The 21,739-nt window shown below is 71.8% G+C and carries 23 protein-coding genes; 8 read left to right on the forward strand and 15 right to left on the reverse strand.

Annotation, left to right across the window (positions count from 1 at the left end; genetic code table 11):
* Positions 1–35: 35 nt before the first annotated feature.
* The 10 genes from NS2_RS21830 to NS2_RS21870 all read right to left on the reverse strand — a co-directional run bounded on the left by NS2_RS21830 (position 36) and on the right by NS2_RS21870 (position 8,801).
* Complete coding sequence (locus NS2_RS21830) at positions 36–725, reverse strand: V-type ATP synthase subunit D (RefSeq protein WP_036551577.1); 690 nt, start codon at positions 723–725, stop codon at positions 36–38.
* Positions 712–2,112 (reverse strand): V-type ATP synthase subunit B, encoded by a 1,401-nt coding sequence (locus NS2_RS21835; RefSeq protein ID WP_036551580.1) that lies wholly within the window; start codon positions 2,110–2,112, stop codon positions 712–714. The genes NS2_RS21830 and NS2_RS21835 overlap by 14 nt, the downstream gene beginning before the upstream one ends.
* On the reverse strand, positions 2,109–3,833 hold the full coding sequence (locus tag NS2_RS21840; protein WP_033089130.1) for a V-type ATP synthase subunit A: 1,725 nt from the start codon (positions 3,831–3,833) through the stop codon (positions 2,109–2,111). Before NS2_RS21840 ends, NS2_RS21835 begins: the two co-directional genes overlap by 4 nt.
* Positions 3,830–4,444, reverse strand: a complete 615-nt coding sequence (locus NS2_RS21845; protein ID WP_033089131.1) for a hypothetical protein — start codon at positions 4,442–4,444, stop codon at positions 3,830–3,832. The genes NS2_RS21840 and NS2_RS21845 overlap by 4 nt, the downstream gene beginning before the upstream one ends.
* On the reverse strand, positions 4,441–4,650 hold the full coding sequence (locus NS2_RS21850; protein WP_197707825.1) for a hypothetical protein: 210 nt from the start codon (positions 4,648–4,650) through the stop codon (positions 4,441–4,443). The genes NS2_RS21845 and NS2_RS21850 overlap by 4 nt, the downstream gene beginning before the upstream one ends.
* Positions 4,651–4,660: 10 nt before the next feature.
* On the reverse strand, positions 4,661–4,912 hold the full coding sequence (locus NS2_RS21855; RefSeq protein ID WP_045439721.1) for an ATP synthase subunit C: 252 nt from the start codon (positions 4,910–4,912) through the stop codon (positions 4,661–4,663).
* The gene (locus tag NS2_RS21860) at positions 4,906–6,195 is read right to left on the reverse strand and encodes a V-type ATPase 116kDa subunit family protein (RefSeq protein WP_033089133.1); all 1,290 of its coding nucleotides are present in this window, start codon (positions 6,193–6,195) and stop codon (positions 4,906–4,908) included. Before NS2_RS21860 ends, NS2_RS21855 begins: the two co-directional genes overlap by 7 nt.
* Entirely contained in the window at positions 6,179–7,213 is a 1,035-nt protein-coding gene (locus NS2_RS36210; RefSeq protein WP_036577760.1) for a hypothetical protein, read from the reverse strand. Before NS2_RS36210 ends, NS2_RS21860 begins: the two co-directional genes overlap by 17 nt.
* Complete coding sequence (locus NS2_RS36215) at positions 7,210–7,659, reverse strand: hypothetical protein (RefSeq protein WP_052086688.1); 450 nt, start codon at positions 7,657–7,659, stop codon at positions 7,210–7,212. Before NS2_RS36215 ends, NS2_RS36210 begins: the two co-directional genes overlap by 4 nt.
* Positions 7,660–7,901: 242 nt before the next feature.
* Positions 7,902–8,801 (reverse strand): AraC family transcriptional regulator, encoded by a 900-nt coding sequence (locus NS2_RS21870; protein WP_033089152.1) that lies wholly within the window; start codon positions 8,799–8,801, stop codon positions 7,902–7,904.
* A gap of 120 nt (positions 8,802–8,921) precedes the next feature.
* On the opposite strand from NS2_RS21870, the gene NS2_RS21875 reads away from it, so the two are divergent.
* The 5 genes from NS2_RS21875 (at position 8,922) to ppsA (ending at position 14,507) form a co-directional block, all read left to right on the forward strand.
* Complete coding sequence (locus NS2_RS21875) at positions 8,922–9,656, forward strand: SDR family NAD(P)-dependent oxidoreductase (protein WP_033089134.1); 735 nt, start codon at positions 8,922–8,924, stop codon at positions 9,654–9,656.
* Positions 9,657–9,815: 159 nt separating this feature from the next.
* A complete protein-coding gene (locus NS2_RS21880) occupies positions 9,816–10,055 on the forward strand; it encodes a hypothetical protein (protein WP_143161309.1) in 240 nt (79 codons plus the stop codon).
* A gap of 129 nt (positions 10,056–10,184) precedes the next feature.
* The gene (locus NS2_RS21885; protein WP_033089136.1) at positions 10,185–11,105 is read left to right on the forward strand and encodes an ABC transporter ATP-binding protein; all 921 of its coding nucleotides are present in this window, start codon (positions 10,185–10,187) and stop codon (positions 11,103–11,105) included.
* Positions 11,095–12,066 carry an efflux permease Rv1217c-related protein gene (locus NS2_RS21890; RefSeq protein ID WP_033089137.1) on the forward strand — a complete coding sequence of 324 codons (972 nt, stop codon included), beginning with the start codon at positions 11,095–11,097 and terminating at the stop codon, positions 12,064–12,066. The genes NS2_RS21885 and NS2_RS21890 overlap by 11 nt, the downstream gene beginning before the upstream one ends.
* Positions 12,067–12,107: 41 nt before the next feature.
* Positions 12,108–14,507 carry a phosphoenolpyruvate synthase gene (gene ppsA / locus NS2_RS21895; RefSeq protein ID WP_036551170.1) on the forward strand — a complete coding sequence of 800 codons (2,400 nt, stop codon included), beginning with the start codon at positions 12,108–12,110 and terminating at the stop codon, positions 14,505–14,507.
* Between the two features lie 117 nt (positions 14,508–14,624).
* Here ppsA and pspAB read toward each other — a convergent pair whose 3' ends face one another.
* From pspAB to NS2_RS21915, 4 genes are read right to left on the reverse strand one after another with little or no spacing between them, the layout of a single operon-like run.
* Positions 14,625–15,218: a PspA-associated protein PspAB gene (pspAB, locus tag NS2_RS21900; RefSeq protein ID WP_033089138.1), complete on the reverse strand. Its 594-nt coding sequence runs from the start codon at positions 15,216–15,218 to the stop codon at positions 14,625–14,627.
* Positions 15,219–15,221: 3 nt separating this feature from the next.
* Positions 15,222–16,133, reverse strand: coding sequence for a zinc metalloprotease HtpX (gene htpX / locus NS2_RS21905; RefSeq protein WP_033089139.1), 912 nt, complete (start codon positions 16,131–16,133; stop codon positions 15,222–15,224).
* A gap of 4 nt (positions 16,134–16,137) precedes the next feature.
* A complete protein-coding gene (gene pspAA / locus NS2_RS21910; protein WP_033089140.1) occupies positions 16,138–16,416 on the reverse strand; it encodes a PspA-associated protein PspAA in 279 nt (92 codons plus the stop codon).
* Positions 16,413–17,153 carry a PspA/IM30 family protein gene (locus NS2_RS21915; protein WP_033089141.1) on the reverse strand — a complete coding sequence of 247 codons (741 nt, stop codon included), beginning with the start codon at positions 17,151–17,153 and terminating at the stop codon, positions 16,413–16,415. The genes pspAA and NS2_RS21915 overlap by 4 nt, the downstream gene beginning before the upstream one ends.
* Positions 17,154–17,325: 172 nt before the next feature.
* Here NS2_RS21915 and NS2_RS21920 point away from each other — a divergent pair, with 172 nt between their 5' ends.
* Positions 17,326–17,595, forward strand: coding sequence for an SHOCT domain-containing protein (locus NS2_RS21920; protein ID WP_033089142.1), 270 nt, complete (start codon positions 17,326–17,328; stop codon positions 17,593–17,595).
* 44 nt (positions 17,596–17,639) lie between these two features.
* Here NS2_RS21920 and NS2_RS21925 read toward each other — a convergent pair whose 3' ends face one another.
* The gene (locus NS2_RS21925) at positions 17,640–18,641 is read right to left on the reverse strand and encodes an Acg family FMN-binding oxidoreductase (protein WP_045439725.1); all 1,002 of its coding nucleotides are present in this window, start codon (positions 18,639–18,641) and stop codon (positions 17,640–17,642) included.
* Positions 18,642–18,831: 190 nt separating this feature from the next.
* Between NS2_RS21925 and NS2_RS21930 the strand changes: the two genes are divergently transcribed.
* Together NS2_RS21930 and NS2_RS21935 are read left to right on the forward strand one after the other, a co-directional pair.
* Complete coding sequence (locus NS2_RS21930) at positions 18,832–20,964, forward strand: glycoside hydrolase family 65 protein (protein WP_052086689.1); 2,133 nt, start codon at positions 18,832–18,834, stop codon at positions 20,962–20,964.
* Positions 20,961–21,596: a universal stress protein gene (locus tag NS2_RS21935; RefSeq protein ID WP_033089143.1), complete on the forward strand. Its 636-nt coding sequence runs from the start codon at positions 20,961–20,963 to the stop codon at positions 21,594–21,596. Before NS2_RS21930 ends, NS2_RS21935 begins: the two co-directional genes overlap by 4 nt.
* Positions 21,597–21,739 lie beyond the last annotated feature (143 nt).

Consider the following 21,739-nt stretch of genomic DNA (forward strand, 5'->3'; position numbering starts at 1 on the left):
CGGTAGCGGCGCGCCCGCGGTATCGGCAGCGGCCTTCAGCCGTCGCGCCGGTGCAGGCGGCTGCGGTCGGCCCGTTCCTGGTCCTCCAGTTGCAGTTCCAGAGCGGCCAGTGCGGACCGCAGGGCGGGAATGCGGTGGTGACGCAAGGCGCGCACCCGGGTGCGAGTCGCGGTGAGTTCGCGCTCCAAGGCCCGAGCCGCGGCCGCCGCGGCAGCATGCCTGGCCGCCGCGGCGAGAGCCTCGCGGTGAGCGGCGCTCGCCGCGTGGAGGGTGGCGCTGCCCGCGACCGGAGCGGCACCGCCCGCGCGGGGGGTTGCGCTGCCCGCGACGGGAGTGGTGCTGCCTGCGCCAGGCGTGGCGTTGCTCGTGATGGAGCTGGGAACGTGTTGTGGCGGTGGGCAATCGACGTAATCGAGGTCGGCGGGGTAGCGGACGCCGGCGAGGGTGGCGTAGTGGACGGTGAGGGTGGCGGCGGGGGGCGTCGCCGTGTCCAAGGACGTGTCGCCGTCGAGCATGGTGGCGCGCAGTTGCCAGGTGCGGGCTCGCAGGCAGGCCTCGGTCCATTCGTGGGCGGTGGTTTCGGCGCGGGCGGCGTGGCGGGCGTATTCGGGTTCCAGGAGCGCGCGTTTGCGGTCGAGGAGCGAGAGCCCGCGTTCGGCCAGGGCGAGGCGGTCGCGCAGCCAAAGACGTCCGGCCCGGCCGGGCGGAATCCTAAGCGCGGTCATCGGTTTCGACCGCCGGTGCGGGCCGGTGGGCGGCCACCAGTTCCGCCGGGAGCATGGTGAGCGCGTGCGCGGGCAGCGGATCCAGGGCGCGCCAGGCCCGGTCCAGGGACTCGTCGAGGGTGCGGATCTCGTCGGTCCGCTGGTCGAGCACGGTGTCGCGGAAGGCCTCGTCGACCGCGAGGTGGGCGCGGTCGAGGTCGGTGAGGCCGTCGGTGCCGATCAGTTCGGCCAGCTCCCGGGCCTGGCGGGCGCGGGCCAGGGCGGCCAGCAGCTGCGCCGCCAGCGGCAGATGATCCGCGCGGGTGCGGCCGGGGCCCGCGCCCGCGCGCATCAGTCGCGACAGCGACGACAGCACGTCCATGGGCGGATACGCGCCGTGCGCCGCGACCTCGGGGGAGAGCACCAGCTGGCCCTCGGTGATGTAGCCGGTGAGATCGGGCACCGGGTGGGTGATGTCGCCGCCGGGCATGGTCAGCACCGGCAGGATGGTGACCGACCCCGGCCGGTCCCGGATGCGGCCGCAGCGCTCGTACAGGGTGGCCAGATCGCTGTAGAGATAGCCCGGATAGGCTCTGCGGCCCGGCAATTCGCCGCGCGCGGAGGAGATCTCGCGCAGCGCGTCGGCGTAGTCGGTCATGTCGGTGAGCACCACCAGCACGTGCCGCCCGCCCTCGAAGGCCAGCTCCTCGGCGATGGTCAGCGCCATGCGCGGGGTCAGGATGCGTTCGATGACGGGGTCGTCGGCCAGATTCTGCAGCAGCACGAGTTCACCGGCGGCGGAACGCTCTTCGAGCACCTCCCGGGCATAGGCCGCGTCGGCGTGGGTCAGGCCCATCCCGGCGAAGACCACGCAGAACGGCTCCCCGCCCGAACTGGCCTGCGCCGCGGTCTGGCAGGCCAGCCGCAGATGCGGGAGCCCGGGCGCGGAGAACACCGGCAGCTTCTGCCCGCGGACCAGGGTCGCGAGTACGTCGATGGCCGAGACCCCGGTGAGCACCGGCTCCGCCGGCGGCACCCGCCACATCGGATTCAACGGCGCGCCCGCGATGGGCCGGTGCGGCCCGGTGACCGGCGGACCGCCGTCGAGCGGTTCGCCGCGACCGTTGCAGACCCGGCCGAGCCAGTTGCCGCCCACCGGGATTTCCATGGGGCTGCCCCGGAATTCCACGGCGGCCACGGCCGGATCGACCGCGGCGGTGCCCTCGAAGACCTGCACCACCGCCACGTCGTCGTCGACGTCGAGCACCAGGCCGTGCCGCGGCGGGCCGTCCCCGAGCTCGATGCGCACCAGCTCGTCCCAGGCCGCGCCGCGCACCCCGGACACCATCAGCAGCGGTCCGTGCACATCGCGAATCCCGGTGTAGCGCATCCACTGCGCGGTGGTCATGTCAACCCTCCCAGTCCCGTGAGCACGGCATCGCGGATCTGCCGCACGGCCGCCACGTCGTCGGGTCCGGCCGTTTCCCGCACCCGCACCAGCGGCCCGAAGTCGAAGGTCTCGACGGTCTGCGCCGCGACGCCGTCGGCGACCCGGGCCCGGCAGCGCTCGGTCACCGCCAGCGTGGCCTCGACCAGCGCCGCGGCCTTGGCCCCGGTGCAACGGGCGTCGTTGTCGGACAAGGCGTTCTGCTGTAGCACGCCCTCGCGCAGCAGGCGCGCGCCCAGGATGATCATGCGCTGATCGGGCGGCAGCGCGCCCGCGCCCATCAGCTCGGTCAGCGCGGTGAGCCGGTCCGCCTCGGCCAGCAGCCGCACCGCTCGCGCGCGCCGCTCGCCCCAGCCGTCATCGCCGTCCGCGGCGTGCCCGGCCGTCACCGTCTCCACATCGCGGGCGAACGAATTCGACCAGGACACCGCCGGATAGTGGCGGGCGTAGGCCAGATCGCGGTCCAGGGTCCAGCGGCAGCGGACGAAACGCTCGGTCTGGATGGTGACCGGTTCGGAGACGTCGCCGCCCGGCGGGGAGACCGCGCCCACGATGGTGACCGACCCGCTCGCACCGCCGAGGGTGGTGACCACGCCCGCCCGCTCGTAGAACGCGGCCAGCGCCGACGCCAGATTGGCCGGATAGCCCTCCTCGGCGGGCAGCGCGCCGGTGCGAGAGGCGAACTCCCGCAACGCCTCCGCCCACCGCGAGGTCGAATCGGCCACCAGCACGGTGTGATAGCCCATGTCGCGGAAGAACTCGGCGACCGTGACGCCGGTGTACACGCTGGCCTCGCGCGCCATCATGGCCATATTGGAGGTGTTGGCGATGATCACGGTGCGCTGGGCCAGCGGGCCGCCGGTGCGCGGATCGATCAGGGCCAGCAGTTCGGCGACGATCTCGGCCATCTCGTTGCCGCGCTCACCGCAGCCGACGTAGACGATCACATCCGCGTCGCACCACTTGGCCAGCTGCTGCAACAACATCGTCTTGCCGGTGCCGAAACCGCCCGGCACACTGACGCTTCCGCCGCGCAGCACCGGGAACAGCAGGTCCACCGCCCGCTGCCCGGTCTGCAACGGCGCGGTCCCGGGCTGCCGACCCCGGCGCGGGCGGGGCACCCGCACCGGCCAGTGTTCGGTGAGCGTCACCGGCGCACCGCCCACCGTCGCGATCACGTCGTCATCGTCGTATTCGCCTGCGGCAGCGATCATGTCGAGGTGGCCGGATCGGCCGGGCGGGGTCAGGACGCGGTATTCGAGGGATCCGGCCCCGGCGACGATGCCGAGCAGCGTGCCCGGCGTGACCGTCTCCCCGGCGTGGGCCGCGGGCCGGAACGACCAGCGGCGGCCGTCGGCCTCGGGGCTGCGGCCGGGCTCGAGCCAGGTGGGCGCGTCGGCCAGCGGCCGCAGCAGCCCGTCGAACACGCCGCCGAGCAGGCCCGGGTACAGCCGCGCCGACAGCGGATGCGCCAGCGGCGTGACCGGGTCGCCGGGACCGAGCCCGCCGGTGTACTCGTAGGACTGGAGGGTGACCCGGTCGGCCCCGATGGCCACGACCTCGGCGGGCAGGCGATCGGGGCCCAGGGCCACCAGATCGTTCATGGCCACCCCGGCGAAGGCGTCCACCTCCACCAGCGGGCCGGTGACGCGCCGGATGCGGACCGGCCCGGAAACGCTCATGTCCACAGCCTTTCGATCTCGGGCTCGCTGTCCTCGAGCGCGCGGGCGGCGATGGTGGTGAGCCGCAGATCCAGGCGGCGTCCGTCCGCTTCGGCGACCAGCCCGCCCAGCGGATCCTCGGTGAGCCGAGCGCCGGAACCGAGCAGGCGCACGGCGGCCGCCCGCAATTCGGCCTGGACACGGTCGAATCCGGGTTCGGCGCGCAGCGCCAGCACCGCCGCCCGGGCCGTGTCGCGCCAGCGGTCGTAGGCCGCGCGGCGGGCGGACAACATTGCGCTCCGCTCCGCGAGCCGGGCGTGCCGCGCGCCCGCGGCGGCGCGGGCGGCGGCCTGCGCCGCGCCCACAGCGCGCGCCCGCGCGGCGATCTCGGCCGCGTCGGCCTCCGCCTGCCGCACCTGGGTCCCCGCATCGGCCAGGGCCCGGCCGACGATCTCCTCCGCCTCGGCGGTCGCGCGGCGCAGCAGTTCGGTGCGGGTCGGGGCGAACGGCGGCGGGGCCGTGGCGGATCCGAGCGGCTTCGGGTCACCGTCGGCCGACCCCGGCGGTGCGCCCGTGCGGTTGTCCGCCAGGCCCGGTCCGGGATCGGTTGCGGTGCGGCAGGTTTCGCTCACGGCGGCATCACCGCGACCAATCGGCCGCCGCCGCCGAGATCGGCGGCGATGCTGGCGGCGGCCGCCAGGGTCAGCACCACCAGCGCCACGTCCGGGCCGAGCGCGGACCAGGCCCGCCGCACGGCCGGCGGGTCGTCGGCGATCTGGACATCGGCTCCGGCGGTGCGGTAGCCGATCACCCGGTGCCGCTCCCCGAGCACGACCACGCGGCCCATCTCAGGCCTTGCCGATCAGCACGACCGCGACCACCAGTCCGTAGATCGCGATGCCTTCGGCGAGACCGACGATCACCATGGCCCGGCCGAACAACTCCGGGCGCTCGCTGAGCGTGGCCAGCGCCGCCGCCCCGGTGTAGGCGACCGCGATACCGGCGGCCAGCGACGACGCGCCGACCGCTATCGCCGCGCCGAGCAGTGCGGCCCAATTGGATTCCGTGCCGCTCGCGGCGGCGGCCAAGGTCGTCAGCATGATGGTTCCTCCGTGGATTCGTCGTGAATTCGCCAGGGCGTGAACGGATGTCCCGCGTCGAGGAACACCCGGGAGAACAGCTCGTAGTACTCGAGACGCAGCGCCTGCACACCGGCCACCAGCGCCTCCAACGCGAAGGTGACGGCATTGCCGATGAGGAAGACGACCACGGCGATGACCGGGCCGAACAGGTGGATGTGCACGGTGCCGACGGTGGCCGACCACACCACCCAGCCGAGCGCGGCGTGGGTCATGCCGAACGCGGCCAGGCGGCAGAAGGAGATCAGATTCGATCCGATGCGGATGACCAGATCGAACAATCCGATGCCGGTCTGCACGGCCCCGGTCGCGCCGCCGCCGGACTCGGTGAACATCCCGGTGGCCGACAGCGTCAGCCCGGCGGCGACCACCACCGCGCCCGCCACATCCAGCACGGGGGAGCGGACGACCAGCCCGGCCGCCACCAGCCCCAAGCCCAGAAATGTTGCGGCACCGGCGATTCCGGAGGCGGAGTAGAACGCCAGCCGGGGGCCGCCCTCGCGCCACCGATTCACCGCGCCGACACCGTAGGCCAGTGCCAGCAGGACCGCGCCGACCGCCACCGCCGCCCCCAGCAACGGCATCGGGGAGTCCAACGGACTCAGCCACAGCACCGGCAATACGCCGGTGGGGCCGAAGAATTCGCCGTAGAGCGCGCCGAAGACGGTCGCGGCGGCACCGGCTCCGGCGATGAAGGGCCACAGCGGCCGCAAACCGGCGAAGCGCGGCCGTCGCGTCGTCCGCAACAGCGCGCCGATCAGCACGACCAGCAGCCCCTGCCCGGCGTCGCCGAACATCATGCCGAACATGACCACGTAGGCGATGCCCGCGGGCACCGTCGGGTCCAGGTCGCGGTAGGGCACCACGCCGTAGGTGCCGACGAGCGGGGCGAAGGCGCGGCGCAGCGGGCGGGAGCGGGACAGCAGTGTCGGCGGATCGACGCCCGGTGGTGACGGCAATTCGATCACGCTCGCGCCCAGCGACGCCAAACGCTCGGTGAGAGCGGGCAATTCGGTGGCGGGGCACCAGCCGGCGACGGCGGAGACCGCGCGGCGTCGCACCGCGGCGTCGGTGAGCGCGCGCAATTCGGCCTCGTCGCCGGGGTGGTCGCCCGGCTCGGACCGGTCCAGCTGGACCACACCGGCCCGGCCCGCCTCGAGCAGCACGGCGCGCATGGCATGGGCCGGGGCCAGCACGGCCACCCGGCGCATGTGGACGGGAGTGAGCTCAGCCGACAAGTTCATCGAACACCTCCGGTGTCGCGGCAGCGGCGGCGATCTGGACCGCCGCGCGGGTACGCCAGCCATCGGCCAGGAGCACGGCCGCCGCGCCGATCGCGGTCGAGGCGTCGAAACGCCGCCGCCGCACCAGCTCCCGCCCGTCGGAATCCAGGCGCGACCAGCCGCGGAATTCGGCGCGCCACAGCTCCTCGGCCGAGTCCACGCCCGCCAGCGCCCAACGGGCGGACGCGGGCAGCACCGCCCGCAACCGCTCCAGATCGGTCGCGTCGCCCGCGGCCGGGCCCAGCACCCGCCGCACCCGCCGTGCCACCGGCGCGGGCAGCCGACCGCCACCGAGCAGCCGATACCCGGCCACCAGCACCGCGACCCGGCCCGCGGCCCACCGCCGCAGGTCGGGCACGGTGGCGGCGATCTGCGCCGACCACCCGACGCGCACTCCGAAAACGATGTCGGACAACGATTCTCCCCCCGGATCTCCCCACGCCGTACCCGTGAGCGCGGTCCGCAGCCCGGCGGGCGACGACGCGTCGCGAACCCGCCCCCAGCCGGTCGCCAGCGCCCCGAGCTCGAAATACCTCGGAGTGTTCGCGTCGAGACGCGCGGAGGAGGTCGCGTCGAAGCCTGGCGAAGGCGAAAGCCGCTGCGGTGCAGACGATTCGAGGTCCTCGCGCGCGGGGCGGGAGGGATCTGACCGGGCGGCCGGAACGAGTGCGCGGGCGAGAGTTTCGATATTGGCGACCTCGAAGGCGCCCGCCAGCGCGCGGATGGCCACCACGCCGTTCTGCGGCTGCCAACCGGCGAGAACCCGCAACCGCCAGAGGGTTTCGGCTGCGATCGCGTGCTCCGTGGTGGCCGCGCTCGCGCCGACGATGAGATGCCTGCCGTAGGGACCGGCCGCGAGCAAGCGCTGAGCTGCGGCCAGGGAACCGGCGTCGGCGATCTCGCGGGCCCCCGCGACGCCGAGGCACCGGTTGAGCAGCGCCACCGCGCGCACCTGCCCCGCGACCCAACTGGCGCTCATCGCGGCGCCCGCTCGTGCTCTGGTGCGCACACCTCGGCGATCAGCGCCCGGGCCCGGGCGACTACCGGCGCGACCTGATCGGCCATCCGGCGCTCCGCCCGTATGCTCACCGCGGCGGCGCTGTCGCGCGCATCCGCCGACACCGCATCGGCTGGCGAAAGCGACTGTGCGGCGGCCTCTTCGGTGATTCGTGGTGCGGCGTCGACGGCCCGCGCACGGATCGCGGCGGCCTGGCGCACGGCGGTGGCGCGGATGCGCTCGGCCGACTCCCGCGCGGCGGCGCGGATCCCGTCGGCCTCGTCCTGCACCGCGTCGAGTCGCGCCAGCACCGGGTCGAGTTCGGCCGCCGATTCCGCGGCCCGATCGGCCGGCACCCCGGCCGGACCGACCGTGCCCGGCACCGCCACCGGCCGGAAGCGCCCGAGAAAATCTCGCCACGCCGGCATTACCGCGTCTCCCGGGACCCGAGCGCGGGCCGCGAACCGGCGCCGAGGTCGACCCGGCGGTCGCCGCGGGCGCTGCGCATCGCTTCCACGTCCATGCCTCCAGATTCCGTCGGACCGGAAGCGGCGGATAGGGGAGGGTGCCCAGCGCCGGGAGGACCAAAGCCCCTACGTGCGCGCCCCATCCGCGGCCGTGCCATGGACCGTTCGCCGGTGGATCCCCACCGCTGGGGCCGGTCGCGGCCTCACCCCGCGGACCCGGTGGTGCGTCGGTAGGCACCGGGCGAAAGTCCGTACTCGCGCTTGAACGCCTTCGCGAAGGCGAACTCCGAGGTGTATCCCACTCGCCGGGCCACGGTGGCCAGCGGCGCGCGGTCACGGCGCAGCATGCGGGCCGCGGTGATCATCCGCCAGCGGGTGAGATAGGTGATCGGCGGCTCGCCGACGAGCCGGGTGAACCGGCGGATGAAAGTGGCTCTCGCCAAACCTGTTTCACCGGCGAGGCGGTCCACCGTCCAGGGTTCGGCGGGGTGCGCGTGGATGCCGCGCAGGGTGTGCCCGATGGCGGGGTCGGTCATGGCCGCGGTCCAGCCGGTGGCATTGTCCTCGTGCCAGGCGCGAAGCAGGTAGATCAGCAGCGCGTCCACCAGCGCGGTGACAACGGCGTCCCCGCCGGGCTCACGGGCCTCGATCTCCGCGCCGAGCAACTCGACGGCCGCGGCCAGGCGTTGCCGTCCCCCGCCCCGAAGATGCACCACCTCGGGCAGATCCGCGAGCAGCGGGTGCCGCACGCCCCGCTCGATCCGGTACGCCCCGGACACCACGATCGTCTCCGCGCCCGCACCCCCGACCGCCACCCGGTCGATGCGATGGTTTAGGGCGAGATCCACGGCCCGCGCGTCGTGCGGGTTGGCCAGCGCGTGCGCCGCGCCGCTGGGCATCAATACGACATCCCCGGCGTGTAGCGGGATCGGGAGCGTGCCCGCGCGGACCAGCGCGCACTCGCCGCGCACGATGACGTGGAAGCCGAAGCCCTGCCGCCCGCCGAACCGCAGACCCCACGGTTCGCGAGCGCGCGTGTGGACCGACAGTGCGGGCGCGGTCGTCAGCGCGGCCACGGCGTCGCTCAGCACATCTGTCTCCATCGAGCCTCCCCGGGTGATCCGATCGAGCATGTTTCGAGCACATTCCACCATGGATCGGATCATCGACGCGCCATACCGTCGGTGTGACAAGGCAATTCACGAATCCTTGAGGGAGATCGCATGTCGCACAATTCGACCGCCATCGTCACCGGCGCCGGGCGCGGCATCGGCCGCGCGGTGGCCGAGCGGCTCGGCGCGCAGGGCTGCGCCGTTCTGGTCAATTACCGTTCCGACGCCGCGGCCGCCGCGGCCGTGGTGGCCGCCATCCGGGCGGCGGGCGGCGAGGCGAGCGCGGCGCCCGCCGATGTCGCCGTTCCCGAGCAGGTGGGGCGGCTGTTCGACCTCGCGCGCGAGCGCTACGGTGACCCGCGGATCGTCGTGCATGCCGCGGCGGTCACCCATTTCGCTCCGCTGGCCCGGGCCACCGACGCCGACTACGACCGGGTCTTCGACGCCAATGCCCGGGCCACCTTCGCCACCCTGCGCGCGGCCGCCGGGCAGGTGGTCGACGACGGCCGGATCATCGTGATCTCCAGTGGCGCGGCCGTTGTCCCGCGCGCGAACGCGGGCCTCTACGCCGCCAGCAAGGCCGCGGGCGATCAACTCGTCCGGGTGCTCGCCACCGAACTCGCGCCGCGGCGCATCACCGTCAACAGCGTCCGCCCCGGCCCCACCCGCACCGAGCAGGTGGCGGCCAGCATGTCCGCCGACCGGCTCGCGGCCGTCGCCGCCGACATCCCCCTCGGCCGCCTCGCCGAGCCCGCCGACATCGCCGACGTGGTCACCTTCCTGTCCTCCGACGGCGGCCGCTGGATCACCGGCCAGACCATCCACGTCGGCGGTGGCATGTTCTGAGCCGCATCGCCCCGCAGCGACTTTGGGCCCCGGCCGTGGAGCCGGACGGCACTTGGGCGTCCCGGGGCGCAGGGCGAGAGTGGGATTGATCGTCGGCGCAGGCGCGGGCGAGCGGTTTCGGGACCGGCCCGAGTGCGGCCGGAGACGGGAGACACGGCGATGAACGCCCCGGACGACAGCAAAATGCGAACCTTCGGTACGAAGTGGCGGATGCCGGGACTGCGTCGGCCCGTCGGGCACGTCTGGATGATGGTGCTCTGCAGTCTCCCCATGCTCGCGATCGCGCTGACCCTGGTCCTGACCGGCGTGGTCCCGGCCGGGCTCCTCGTCATCGCCTTCGCCTGCGCCGCGATGATGGCGTTGATGATGGTCGGCGCCGGCGGCGACCACCGGATGTGACCCGGATGGCGGCAGTAGGACCCGAAGGCACCCCGATCGGCGACCGAAGTCCCTGCCGCCGTGCGGTGTTCGCAAGTGAGGATCGAAATATCGAAGCATCCGGCTGCGAAGTGTGAAGGACGTCCGGAGATGGAAACCGCGATTCGGGCCGAGGGCCTGTCGAAACGGTTCGGTCGGCAGGTGGCGCTGGCGCCACTGGACCTCGAGGTGGCCCGCGGCGAAGTGCTCGGGTACCTCGGGCCGAACGGCGCGGGCAAGACCGTGACCATCCGGCTGCTGCCGGGACTGCTGCATCCCACCGCCGGTCGGGCCGAGATCTTCGGCTGCGATGTGCGCAGGTGCGCGGCCCAGGTGCATCGGCGGCTGGCCTATGTCGGCGGTGAGACGAATCTGTGGCCCGCGCTGACCGGCGCGGAAACGCTGCATCTGCTGGGGCGGGTGCAGGGCCGGGTCGACACCGCCTATCGGGACAAGCTCATCGAGCGGTTTCGGCTGGACCCGTCCAAACGGGTGCGCAGCTACTCCAAGGGCAATCGGCAGAAGGTCGCGCTGATCGCGGCGCTGATGAGCCGGGCCGATCGGCTGGTGCTCGACGAACCCTCGAGCGGTCTGGATCCGTTGATGGAGCGCGAGTTCCGCGACTGCGTCGCCGCCGCCAAGGCCAACGGCCAGACGGTGTTCCTGTCCTCGCACATTCTCAGCGAGGTCGAGGCGCTGGCCGATCGGGTCGCCATCCTGCGCGCCGGGCACCTCGGCGAGGTCGGTTCGCTGGCCGAGATGCGCCACCTGGCGGCCCTGACCATCGACGCGGTCTTCACCGCCGAACCGCCGTATCTGACCCGGGTTCCGGGCGTGACCGGTGTCGAGGTGGACGGCAACCGGGTCCGGTTGCAGGTGCGCGGTTCGGTCGAGCCGCTGCTGGCACGCCTGACCGCCGCGCGGGTCACCCAGCTGCTGAGCCGGGAGCCCTCGCTCGAGGAACTGTTCCTCGAACGCTACGGCGCCGAGCAGGCCGACCGGCCGGAAGAGGCGGTCCCCCATGGCCGTTGAGTCTCCGGTGGCCGTCGGCACCACCGTCGTCGAGACCTGCATGAGGCGCGCGCCGTGGTCGGCGCGCTGGTTCTCGGTGTGGGTGCCGATCGGGGTGGTGGCGCGCAAAGCCGTTCGCGGAGCGGTGATCTGGGCGCTGGTGTTCGGGCTGGTCTCCTGGCTCGAGGCCGCCCAGTTCGCCAAGGAGTACCCCACCGCCGCCGATCGGGCGCACCTGGTCGCGACCATGGGCACCAATATCGGCATCACCGCGTTGTTCGGCCCGTCACCCGAAATCGACACCGCCGCCGGGTATGTGGCGACCCACGCGGTCGGTGTGCTCGGCATCATCGGCGCGGTCTGGGGACGGCTGGCCGGAACCCGGCTCTTGCGCGGCGAGGAGGACGCCGGTCGCTGGGAGGTGCTGCTGGCCGGAGCCACCACGCCGCGCCGCGCCACCGCCGCCGGGCAGATCGGGGCCACCCGCGAGGAGGAGGCCAGCGGCCGCCTGGACCACCTGCTGTCCCGGCCGGTCGCCCGGATGCCCTGGCTGACACAGTGTTTCATCGTCTCGGCCACCGCGCTGATCGCGCTCGGGCTCATCGCGGGCGTGCTCGTCTGGCTGGGCACCGCGATCACGAACGCGGGCCTGGGATTCGGGACGATCCTGGCCGCCGGGGTCAATGTCATCCCGGTCGGGATCCTGGTGCTGGGCATCGGCACCCTGGCGCACGGCTTGCTGCCCCGGTTCGCCGCCGCCATCGCCTACGCGGTGGTCGCCTGGTCGTTCCTGGTCGAGATCATCGGGGCCAGTCTCGGCATCAGCCGTTGGCTGCTGGATTCCTCTGTACTGCAACATATTTTCCGAGCGCCCGCCGTATCGGTGGACTGGAACACCCTCGCGGTGCTCAACGCCCTCGGCATCGCCGCGGCGGCTGCCGGAGCCTGGGCGTTCGAGCGCCGCGACCTCGAGAGCGCGTGATGCGAACGCGCCGCCCGACCGACGATCACAAGGAGTGGGACATGACCGAAAACGCCTACGTACGATTCTTCGACGAGTTCGGCATGGCCGACGTGGCCGTGGTGGGCGGCAAGAACGCCTCGCTCGGCGAGATGTACGGCTCGCTGACCCGCGAAGGGTTGCTGGTGCCCAATGGTTTCGCGGTCACCGCGGACGCCTACCGGGACATGCTCGCGCAGGCCGGGGCGTGGGAGCGGCTGACCGAGGTGCTGGCCGGGCTCGATCCCGACGATGTGGCCGATCTGGCGCGTCGCGGCAAGCAGGCCCGTGAAATCGTCTACGGCGCGGGGCTTCCCGACGCGGTCAGCGAACAGGTGCTGGCCGGATACCGGAAGCTGTGCGAGGAGTACGGACCGGAAATCAGTCTGGCGGTGCGCAGTTCGGCGACGGCCGAGGATCTGCCGACGGCCAGTTTCGCGGGCCAGCAGGAGAGCTACCTGAATGTGCGGGGCGAACAGGAGCTGCTCGACGCCATCCGGCACTGCTTCGCGAGCCTGTTCACCGATCGGTCCATCCACTACCGTGTCGATCAGGGCTTCGACCATCTGAAGGTGGCGCTGTCGGTGGGCGTGATGAAGATGGTGCGCTCGGACCTGGCCTGCTCCGGGGTGATGTTCACCCTCGACACCGAATCCGGTTTCCGCGACGTCGTGCTCGTCACCGGCGCGTACGGGCTGGGCGAGAACGTGGTGCAGGGTGCGGTCGACCCGGACGAATTCTATGTGCACAAGCCCACTTTCACCGCCGGGCATCGCGCGGTGCTGCGCCGCGGACTCGGCGACAAGGCGATCCACATGGTGTACGCCGACGACGACACGGCCGGGACCACCCGCAATATCCCCACCCCGGAGGCCGATCGCCTCCGCTTCTGCCTGACCGACGACGAGGTGCTGACCCTGACCGAGGCCGCGCTGGTGATCGAGCGGCACTACGGGCGGCCCATGGACATCGAATGGGCCAAGGACGGTCTCGACGGCCGCCTCTACATCGTGCAGGCGCGCCCGGAAACCGTTGCCTCGCAACGTTCCGCGGCCACCCTGGACGTGTACTCGCTCGACGGCCACGGCGAGGTGGCGGTCACCGGCCGCTCGGTCGGCCAGCGGGTGGCCACCGGCGCGGTCCGCCGCATCGACAGCGTGGGCGAGCTGAGCGCTTTCCGGCCCGGCGAGGTGCTGGTGGCCGATACCACCACCCCGGACTGGGAACCGGTGATGAAGACCGCCGCCGCCATCGTCACCAACCGCGGCGGCCGCACCTGTCACGCCGCGATCGTGGCCCGCGAGTTGGGAATTCCCGCGGTCGTCGGGACCGTCACCGGGACCACCGCGCTCTCCGATGGCGAGACGGTGACCGTGTCCTGCGCCGAGGGCGACATCGGCCGGATCTACCGGGACGCGGTGGACTTCCACGTCGAGCACGTCGCCATCGAGGACCTGCCGCGCCCGGCCACCCACGTGATGGTGAATCTCGGCGACCCCGACCGCGCCTTCGCGACCGCCATGCTGCCCAATGACGGTGTGGGACTTGCCCGGATGGAATTCGTGATCAGCGAGTCGATCAAGGCGCACCCGCTGGCGCTGGTCCATCCGGACCGGGTCACCGACCCGGCCGCGCGAGCGCAGGTCGAAGAATTGATCAGCGGCTATCCGGACGGGTCGAGTTTCTTCGTGCGGCAGCTGTCGGAGGAGATCGGCACCATCGCGGCCGCGTTCTGGCCCAAGCCGGTGGTGGTGCGGATGTCGGACTTCAAGACCAACGAATACGCGGGCCTGCTCGGCGGCAAGGACTTCGAACCGGTCGAGGACAATCCGATGCTCGGCTTCCGTGGCGCGTCCCGCTACGCCCACCCCGCCTACGCCGAGGGCTTCGCCCTGGAGTGCGCGGCCATGCGGCGGGTGCGCGGGGACATGGGGCTGACCAATGTGATCCTCATGCTGCCGTTCGTGCGCCGGGTCGCCGAGGCCGAACAGGTGCTGGCGCGCATGGCCGAACTCGGGCTGGTGCGCGGGGAGAACGGTCTGAAGGTCTACGCCATGTGCGAGATCCCCAACAATGTCGTGCTCATCGACCAGTTCGCGCGCCTGTTCGACGGTTTCTCCATCGGCTCCAACGACCTCACCCAGCTCACCCTGGGCGTGGACCGCGACAGCGCGGTGGTGGCTTTCGACTACGACGAACGCGATCCAGGCGTCAAGGAGATGATCCGGCTGGCCGTGGAAGGCTGCCGCCGCAACGGCATTCACTCCGGACTGTGCGGCCAGGCCCCCTCCGACTATCCGGACATGGCCGAATTCCTGGTCGATCTCGGCATCGACTCCATCAGCCTCAACCCCGACACGCTGGTGGCCACCACCCGCACGATCCTCGACGCCGAACAGCGGCGGGGCGTCGAACACCGATAGCGGTCGCGGACCGCGCCGATCGCGGCGCGGTCCGTTTCCAAGTTTCCAACGAGGTCGCCAACGAGGTCGTGAGCCCGACTCGCCGCACGCCCGAGCGCTACCGGGTCGCGCCGATCATCACGGAACCGGCGCGTCCCACAGCGGGAACCAGCGCCCCAGGTCGGGCTCGATGGGAAGTTCACCGGAAACCGCTGCGCGGGCCTGCAATTCGAAGGCGTTGTCGCGATGTTGCGGGCCGGTGGGCGCGAAGGGGTAGAACGTGCCGCGCTTGAAGAGATAGATCAGCCCGAAGCGTCGCGTCGCGGTGTCCGGTCGCGTCGTGGCGTCCGGGGCCGCGAAGGCGATGACGGTGCACAGCAGGCCGGGCCCGAATCCGTTGTCGGACAGCACGGTATTGATCGCGTGCAGGGTGGTCACCAGCGCGGCGAGGTCGGGATCGGCCTGCCGGCAGGTGATCCAGGTGAAACCGAATCCGTCGGCGGTGACCGCGACGGTGACGGCCGGATCCAGGTGCAGCAGCTCGAGGATCTCGGTGTCGGAGCGCCGCGCCGCGGCGCCCTCGGCGTTCTTGAAGCACACCGCGCCCGCACCGGTCGGCCGCACGCCGAGCGCGGCCTCCAGGGTGTAGGCGGCGGACGGAATCGCGAACAGCGCATCGAGATTCGGCTGCACCGGTTTGGTGCGGCCCAGCAGCGCGTCGAGAAATCCCATCGTTCAGCTCTCCCCGCCGAGCTCGGCGGACAGTTCCGCGAGCTGATCGAGCCGCTGCTCGAGGCTGGGGTGGGTGGACAGCAGCAGCGACAGGCTCGCCCCCGCGCCGAACGCGGGTGCGAAGAAGAAGGCGTTGAACGGCTGCTCGGTCCGCAGATCCCGGGTGGGGATGCGCGAGATGTCGCCGCTGATCTTGGTCAGCGCGGACGCCAGCTCCGAGGGGCGGCCGGTCAGCATGGCCCCGGCGCGGTCGGCGGCCAGCTCCCGATAGCGCGACAGCGCCCGAATCAGCAGGAAGCTCACCGCGTAGACGGCGGCCGAGACCGTCATCACCGCGAGAATGATCAGGAACAGGCCGCCGCCGTCGCGGCGATCCCGGCCGCCGCCGAACATCGTCGAGTAGAGGGTGAACCGGGCCACCAGTCCGGCGAGCACCCCCAGGAACGACGCCGTGGTCATCACCACGACATCGCGATGCGCGATGTGCGAAAGCTCGTGCGACAGCACACCGTCGAGCTCCTCGGCATCGAGACGCCGCAGCAGGCCGCTGGTGACGGCGATGACCGCGCGGCGCTGGCTGCGCCCGGTGGCGAAGGCGTTGGGCATATCGATGTCGGCGATCGCCACCTGTGGTTTGGGCATGTCCGCGGTGGCGCAGAGCCGGTCGATGATGCCGTGCAGCTGCGGGGCCTCCTCCGGGGAGACGATGCGGGCCCGCATGGCGTACAGGGCGATTCGGTCGGAGAACCAGAACTGTGCGAACAGCAGCACCGCCACGATCAGCACGATCGCGACCACCGACTTCAACAGCATCACCAGCGCCGCGATGAACGCGACGTAGACCAGCCCGAGCAGGAACATGGTCAGCGCCATACGGGCCGTGAGCTGATGGTCCGGCCGGAAACGAGTACGCACGACGTTATCCCGGGATCAGGCCGTCGTCGTCGAGCATCGCGCGGACCGTCGCCAGATCGGTGTCGGCCGAGGGCAATACGAGATCCGAGACCACGAGTTCCGCGTCGGGGACCGGGTGGCCGTTCGCGCGGACGGACGCGCGCAGCCGGCCCAGGATCTCGGCGAAACCCGCATCGTCGCCGTCGTCGGCGGCGTCGAGCAACAGTCCGTCGAGTCGCTGGAGATCGTCTACGTCGGCCTCGTCCAGGGTGTACTGGCCTTCGCCGAGAATGCGGATGATCATGACCGCGGTCCCTCCTGCGCGGGCGCCTCGATGGCGGGAGTGATCTTGCTTTTCAGTTGTGCCAGTTCGGCGTCCACACTGCTGCCGCGTCCGGCGTCCAGGGCGGCCTGAATGTCGTCACCATGGCCCAGCGGCGCGGTCGCGTCCTCGAGCGCACCGGAGGCGATCAGCTCGTCGAGGGCCTGGGCCCGCGAACTCATCTGGGCGGTACGGTCTTCCGCGCGCTGGATCGCCAAACCCACATCGCCCATCTCCTCGGAGATGCCGGTGACCGCCTCGCTGATCCTGCTCTGCGCCTCGGCGGCGGTGTAGGTGGCCTTGATGGTCTCCTTGCGGGTCCGGAACGCCTCCACCTTCGCCTGCAACCGCTGCGCGGCGGTGGTGAGTTTCGACTCCTGCGCGGCCAGCTCGTCGTACTGCGGTCGCAGCTGGTCGAGCTGGGCGAGCGCGGCCGCGCGCCGGGTCAGCGCCTCGCGGGCCAGATCGCCGCGGCCCTGCCCCACCGCCTGGGTCGCCTGGCCCTGCAGCTTGTCGGCGGATCCGCGAAGCTGGTTCTCCTGCAATTCGATTCGCTTGCGGCTGGTCGCCACATCGGCCAGGCCGCGCCGCACCTGGGCCAGCAGCTCGAGCTGACGCTGATACGAGTAGTCGAGGACCTCCCGGGGATCCTCGCTGCGATCGAGCAGCTTGTTCGCCTTCACGTGGAACAGCAGTGCGATCCGTTTGGTGATACTCACGTCCGGTCACTTCCTCGGTCGGAGAGTTTTACTCCACCCTGTCCCGGCCCGCTCCCGCGCGATAGGGACCGTGGTCCCGTCCGGTGGTGCTGTTCGGCCGTACCACTCGCCGGAGACCGCCGTCCATGCTGGTCACAATCGATAACCGGATACGGGTAGCGAGGAGAAGACGATGATGTTCTGGTACGGCAACGGCATGAGCGGCTGGGGCTATGCCCTGATGACCGTGGGCATGGTGGTGTTCTGGGCCCTGGTGATCGGCGGCTTCGTGGCCCTGATCCGCTCGACCACCACCGGTTCGGACACCGGCGTCAAACCCCTGTCCGGGCCGACGCCCCAGCAGATCCTGGCCGAACGCTACGCCCGCGGCGAGATCGACCACGAGGAGTACGCCCAGCGCCTGAAGATCCTCGAATCCGGCCCTTCGGGATTCACGGCCTGAAACCCGGCGGAACCGGTTGTGCGTCGAGCGCTGCCGGTTCCGCCTCAGCCGCGCTCCACGGTGAAGATCTCCGAGAGGGGCAGCCGCGGGGTCTGCGGCCGCTGTTCGGATTCCGGTGCGCCGCCGACCCGCAACACGACCTGCGGCAGGATCCGGTGGGGCAGCAGGTCCGCGAGGTCACGGCGGGTCGCGGGCAGCTCGGTGACATGGGTCAGGGCGCAGCTGGCCAGACCGGCCGCGGCGCATTCGAGCAGCACGGCCGAGAGGGCCTCACCGGTGTGCAGCCAGCGCAGCGGGGAGTCGTCGTGGGTGCCCAGCACCGCCAGCGCGGCCGCGTCGGTGAGTCCGGCCCGTCGTTCGGCGTCCTCCGCGGCCGGGAAGGCGCGGGCGATCTCCACCCGATGCCGCTCGGTCTCGGACACGAGCGCCGCGGCGGGGACGCCCTCGAGCACCTCGGAACCGCCTGCCCAGGAATTCAATTCGTCGCGATACATCGGGTCGTAGCGGCGGGCCGCGGCGGCCTTGCGCGAAGCGTCGATCAGGCGCATGCGGCCATTGCCGTTGAGGACGTCGAAGGCCACGTCGTGGGGTGCGGCGAGCTGACGCAGCCGCGGCACCAGCTCGCGCCAGCCGTCGGGTTCCCGCAGCGGCAGCCGGTCGGTGTAGCGCAGCTCGATGGCGTGCGCCTGGCGTTCCGCCGTCGCGTCCGCCCGCGGGCCCGGGTGGAATCTGATGGTGGCCAGATGATTCGGCCGGTCCTGGTCGGGTAGTCGCACGGTGTCGGTGTGCCAGCCGCGCGCCGCGAACGCGATGCGCATGTGGTGCAGTGCCGCGCCGCAGCTGATCACCCACTGACGTCCGTGCGGGTCGGTGGCGTACAACTGCCGATCGCTGTCGCCGTACAGGTGCAGGCGGGTGCCGTCGAACACCCACCGCCAGGGCTGACTGTTGTGCACCGAGGGGGCGCGGGCGGCGAGCCGCACGGCCGCCAGCAGGGTTTCGTCGTCCGGAACGGTGGTCGTGGTGGGGAATTCGCCGATCGTCATATCCGTGAGTCTGAGCCGATGGCGAACCCGCCGGTACCGTCCTTGCGCCCGCGCGGATGGGCCGATGGTCACATTCGCGCGCGGAGAGGGATTTGGATACCCGATACGCGGGCCGATCGTCTCTGGTACGAGAGGTCGCCGCGGGGCACAGTGCTGGTAGAGGCGTCAGGTTCTGGAGAAGGGGTCGGGTATGGACAGCGACGGGGTTCGCACCGCCCGTGAGCATGTCGTCGCGCCCGCGACGGCGGTCGATGGGCGCGACGGCCGCTGGACGGTGACGGGTAATCCACGGCGCCACAGCGTATCCGATGTCGCGGTGTACACCGTGGGGTCCGGCGGCATCGCCACCCGCGGGGTCGTGGAGGAGACCGTGCGCGGGACGGATCCGGAGGTGCTCGCGGTGGGGGCCTATACCGGCACGGGGCCCGAGCAGGAATTGCTGGCCGTGCCCGGGTGGACCCGGGTGGAGCTCACCGCACCCGCGGCGGACGCGGAACAGTTCCTGGACCTGTCCGCGGGTGTGCTGTACCGAGCGGACGCGGCGGGGGAGTTCCGCAGCCTGCGCTTCGCGTGCGCGGACCGGCCCGGGGTGATGGTGATGCGGGTCGAGACCGCGGATGAGCGGCTCGCAGCGCGGCAACCGCTGCTCACACCCCACCCCGACGCCACCGCGCGGGTCACCGAGATCACGCTGGGCGTGAACTTCTCCGCCGGTATCGAAACTCGCTGTGTGCGAGTCGAATCCGAGGCGGGGAGCGCGGTGGCCGTCGCCGCCGCGCAACACCGGGCCCGCCGCGGCCCCGCCGCGCGCCTGGATCGGGTGGCGGCGTTCACGATCGAGGACGGCGTCGGGGCCGATCGGGTCCGCACGCAATTGCGCGGGGCATGGACGGAGGGCGTCGACGGGCTGCTGCGGGAGCAGCGCGCGGTCTGGGCGCGGCGCTGGGCCACGGTCGGCATCGAGCTGCCCGACGATCCGGAAACCGAACTGGCGGTCCGATTCGCGCTGTTCCAGCTGTGGTCCAATGCCGGGGCGCACGGGGAGTCCGCGGTCGGAGCGCGCGGCATCTCCGGCGCGGGCTATCGCGGCCACGTGTTCTGGGACGCGGACGCTTTCGTGCTGCCGGCCATGGTCAGCATCGACCCGCAGGCCGCCGAGGCGATGCTGACCTACCGGCTGCGGCGATTGGCGGCCGCGCGGCGGCGCGCCCGTGCGGAGGGCTTCGACGGTGCCCGGTTCCCCTGGGAGTCGGCCGCCGACGGCACCGACGTCACGCCCCGCAGCGGATTCCTCGGCGGCACCGAGGTCCCGATCCTGACCGGCACCCGCGAGGAGCATGTCACCGCCGATGTCGCCTGGGCCGCAGAGCATTTCGCGCAGTGGACCGGCCGGGCCGACTACCCCTCGACCACGGCCCGCGACCTGCTGGTCGAGACCGCGCGCTACTGGGCCTCACGACTGCGCGTGGATGCGCGCGGCCGGGCGCATCTGGATCGGGTGATCGGACCCGACGAATACCACGAATCGGTGGACGACAACGCATTCACCAATGTGATGGCCCGCTGGAACCTGCGCCGCGCCGCCCGGCTGCGCCCCGGGAATCCCGGCGAGGCAGCCGAATTCGCCTCCTGGCTCGACCTCGCCGAGCGCGTCGTCGATCAGCTGGGACCCGACGGGCGCTACGAGCAGTTCACCGGATACTACGACCTGGAACCGCTGCTCGCCGCCGACGTCACCCGCCCGCCCGTGGCCGCCGACGTCCTGCTCGGGCAGCGGCGCGTCGCCGGTTCCCCGCTGATCAAACAACCCGATGTGCTGATGCTGCACCACCTCGTCCCCGGGGATGTCGCGCCCGATTCGCTGCTGCCCAATCTCGACTTCTACGGACCGCGCACCACGCACGGCTCGTCGCTGTCGCCCGCGGTGATGGCGGCGCTGCTGGCGCGGGCGGGTCGCCCGGACGAGGCCCTGGACTCGCTGCGCCCGGCCCTGCGGCTGGATCTGGACGACCGCTCCGGTTCCACCGCCTCCGGATTGCACATGGCCGCCCTCGGCGGGGTCTGGCAGGCGCTGCTGACCGGTTTCGCGGGGGTGCGGGCCGAGAACGGGGTGCTGGGCGTGCGCCCGGTGCTGCCGACCCGATGGACCCGGTTGGGCTTGGCCTTCCGGTGTCTGGGGCGCTTCGTACGGCTGGATGTCACGCCCGCCGGCACCGGCGTCCGAATCGATGGACCGCGGCTGCTGCTGGCGGTGGGCGACCGGCCCGCGCAGCCGGTCGCCGGTGAATCCTTCTGGCCCGCAAGCGAGGTGGAACGATCGTGAACGAGATTCTGTACCGCCCTTCCGAGGCGACCCGGGCGGTCGCGGCGGCCCTGGCGAAAATCACGGGCGCGCAGCCATATCCTGTGCCCGCCGAAACCCCGGACGCGGATTTCGCCCGCGCCCTGGCCGGTCCCGGGGTCGTGCTCGGTGTACTGGACCGTGCCGACGGCCCCTGGGAGATCGTGCGGCGCGTGGCCGTGCCGCTGGTGGTGGTGCCGCCGGGAACTTCCGGCGACTACACCCTGGACCGGGTGCTGGTGCCGCTGGACGGCACCGACGAGGCGGCGTACGCGGTCTCGGAGACCGTGCGGCTGTTCGCCGAGGCCGGTATCGCCGTCACCGTGCTGCACGTGTTCGACGAGAACACCGCCCCCGCCCACTGGGATCAGGCCGCCCATGCCCGCCCGGCCTGGGAACACGAATTCCGGGCCCGTTTCTGCCACCACCTGCCCGAGACCGCGCTGACCCTGCGCAGCGGCCTGCCCGGCGAGCACATCGTCGACGTCGCCGCCGAGCAGGCGGATCTCATCGTGCTGGGCTGGTCGCGGCGGCTGGTGCCGGGCCGGGCGCGGATCGCCCGCGAGGCCGTGGACACCGCGGCTGTACCGGTGCTGCTCATACCGGTGCGCTGATCACGGATCGCCGGTCCCGCCATTATTCACCGAAACATACCGGGCACAAGAGTCTTTAGCACCGCTTGACCTGGTGACTTCACCTCGACTGCGGGCCGGATTCCTCTGCCGCCGAAATATCCGGATGAGGTTTTCTTAGTACT

The organism is Nocardia seriolae NBRC 15557, assembly GCF_007990715.1.
GTDB lineage: Bacteria > Actinomycetota > Actinomycetes > Mycobacteriales > Mycobacteriaceae > Nocardia > Nocardia seriolae.

Excerpts from the sequence above, each read along its gene's own strand:
- ppsA (WP_036551170.1), top strand. The coding sequence starts at position 12,108 with ATGACCGAAAACGCCTACGTACGATTCTTCGACGAGTTCGGCATGGCC.
- NS2_RS21890 (WP_033089137.1), top strand. The coding sequence starts at position 11,095 with ATGGCCGTTGAGTCTCCGGTGGCCGTCGGCACCACCGTCGTCGAGACC.
- NS2_RS36215 (WP_052086688.1), bottom strand. The coding sequence starts at position 7,659 with ATGCCGGCGTGGCGAGATTTTCTCGGGCGCTTCCGGCCGGTGGCGGTG.
- NS2_RS21840 (WP_033089130.1), bottom strand. The coding sequence starts at position 3,833 with ATGAGCGTTTCCGGGCCGGTCCGCATCCGGCGCGTCACCGGCCCGCTG.
- NS2_RS21930 (WP_052086689.1), top strand. The coding sequence starts at position 18,832 with ATGGACAGCGACGGGGTTCGCACCGCCCGTGAGCATGTCGTCGCGCCC.
- NS2_RS36210 (WP_036577760.1), bottom strand. The coding sequence starts at position 7,213 with ATGAGCGCCAGTTGGGTCGCGGGGCAGGTGCGCGCGGTGGCGCTGCTC.
- NS2_RS21870 (WP_033089152.1), bottom strand. The coding sequence starts at position 8,801 with ATGGAGACAGATGTGCTGAGCGACGCCGTGGCCGCGCTGACGACCGCG.
- NS2_RS21830 (WP_036551577.1), bottom strand. The coding sequence starts at position 725 with ATGACCGCGCTTAGGATTCCGCCCGGCCGGGCCGGACGTCTTTGGCTG.
- NS2_RS21925 (WP_045439725.1), bottom strand. The coding sequence starts at position 18,641 with ATGACGATCGGCGAATTCCCCACCACGACCACCGTTCCGGACGACGAA.
- pspAA (WP_033089140.1), bottom strand. The coding sequence starts at position 16,416 with ATGATCATCCGCATTCTCGGCGAAGGCCAGTACACCCTGGACGAGGCC.
- NS2_RS21860 (WP_033089133.1), bottom strand. The coding sequence starts at position 6,195 with ATGAACTTGTCGGCTGAGCTCACTCCCGTCCACATGCGCCGGGTGGCC.
- NS2_RS21880 (WP_143161309.1), top strand. The coding sequence starts at position 9,816 with ATGAACGCCCCGGACGACAGCAAAATGCGAACCTTCGGTACGAAGTGG.
- NS2_RS21885 (WP_033089136.1), top strand. The coding sequence starts at position 10,185 with ATGGAAACCGCGATTCGGGCCGAGGGCCTGTCGAAACGGTTCGGTCGG.
- NS2_RS21875 (WP_033089134.1), top strand. The coding sequence starts at position 8,922 with ATGTCGCACAATTCGACCGCCATCGTCACCGGCGCCGGGCGCGGCATC.
- NS2_RS21855 (WP_045439721.1), bottom strand. The coding sequence starts at position 4,912 with ATGCTGACGACCTTGGCCGCCGCCGCGAGCGGCACGGAATCCAATTGG.
- NS2_RS21835 (WP_036551580.1), bottom strand. The coding sequence starts at position 2,112 with ATGACCACCGCGCAGTGGATGCGCTACACCGGGATTCGCGATGTGCAC.
- pspAB (WP_033089138.1), bottom strand. The coding sequence starts at position 15,218 with ATGGGATTTCTCGACGCGCTGCTGGGCCGCACCAAACCGGTGCAGCCG.
- NS2_RS21920 (WP_033089142.1), top strand. The coding sequence starts at position 17,326 with ATGATGTTCTGGTACGGCAACGGCATGAGCGGCTGGGGCTATGCCCTG.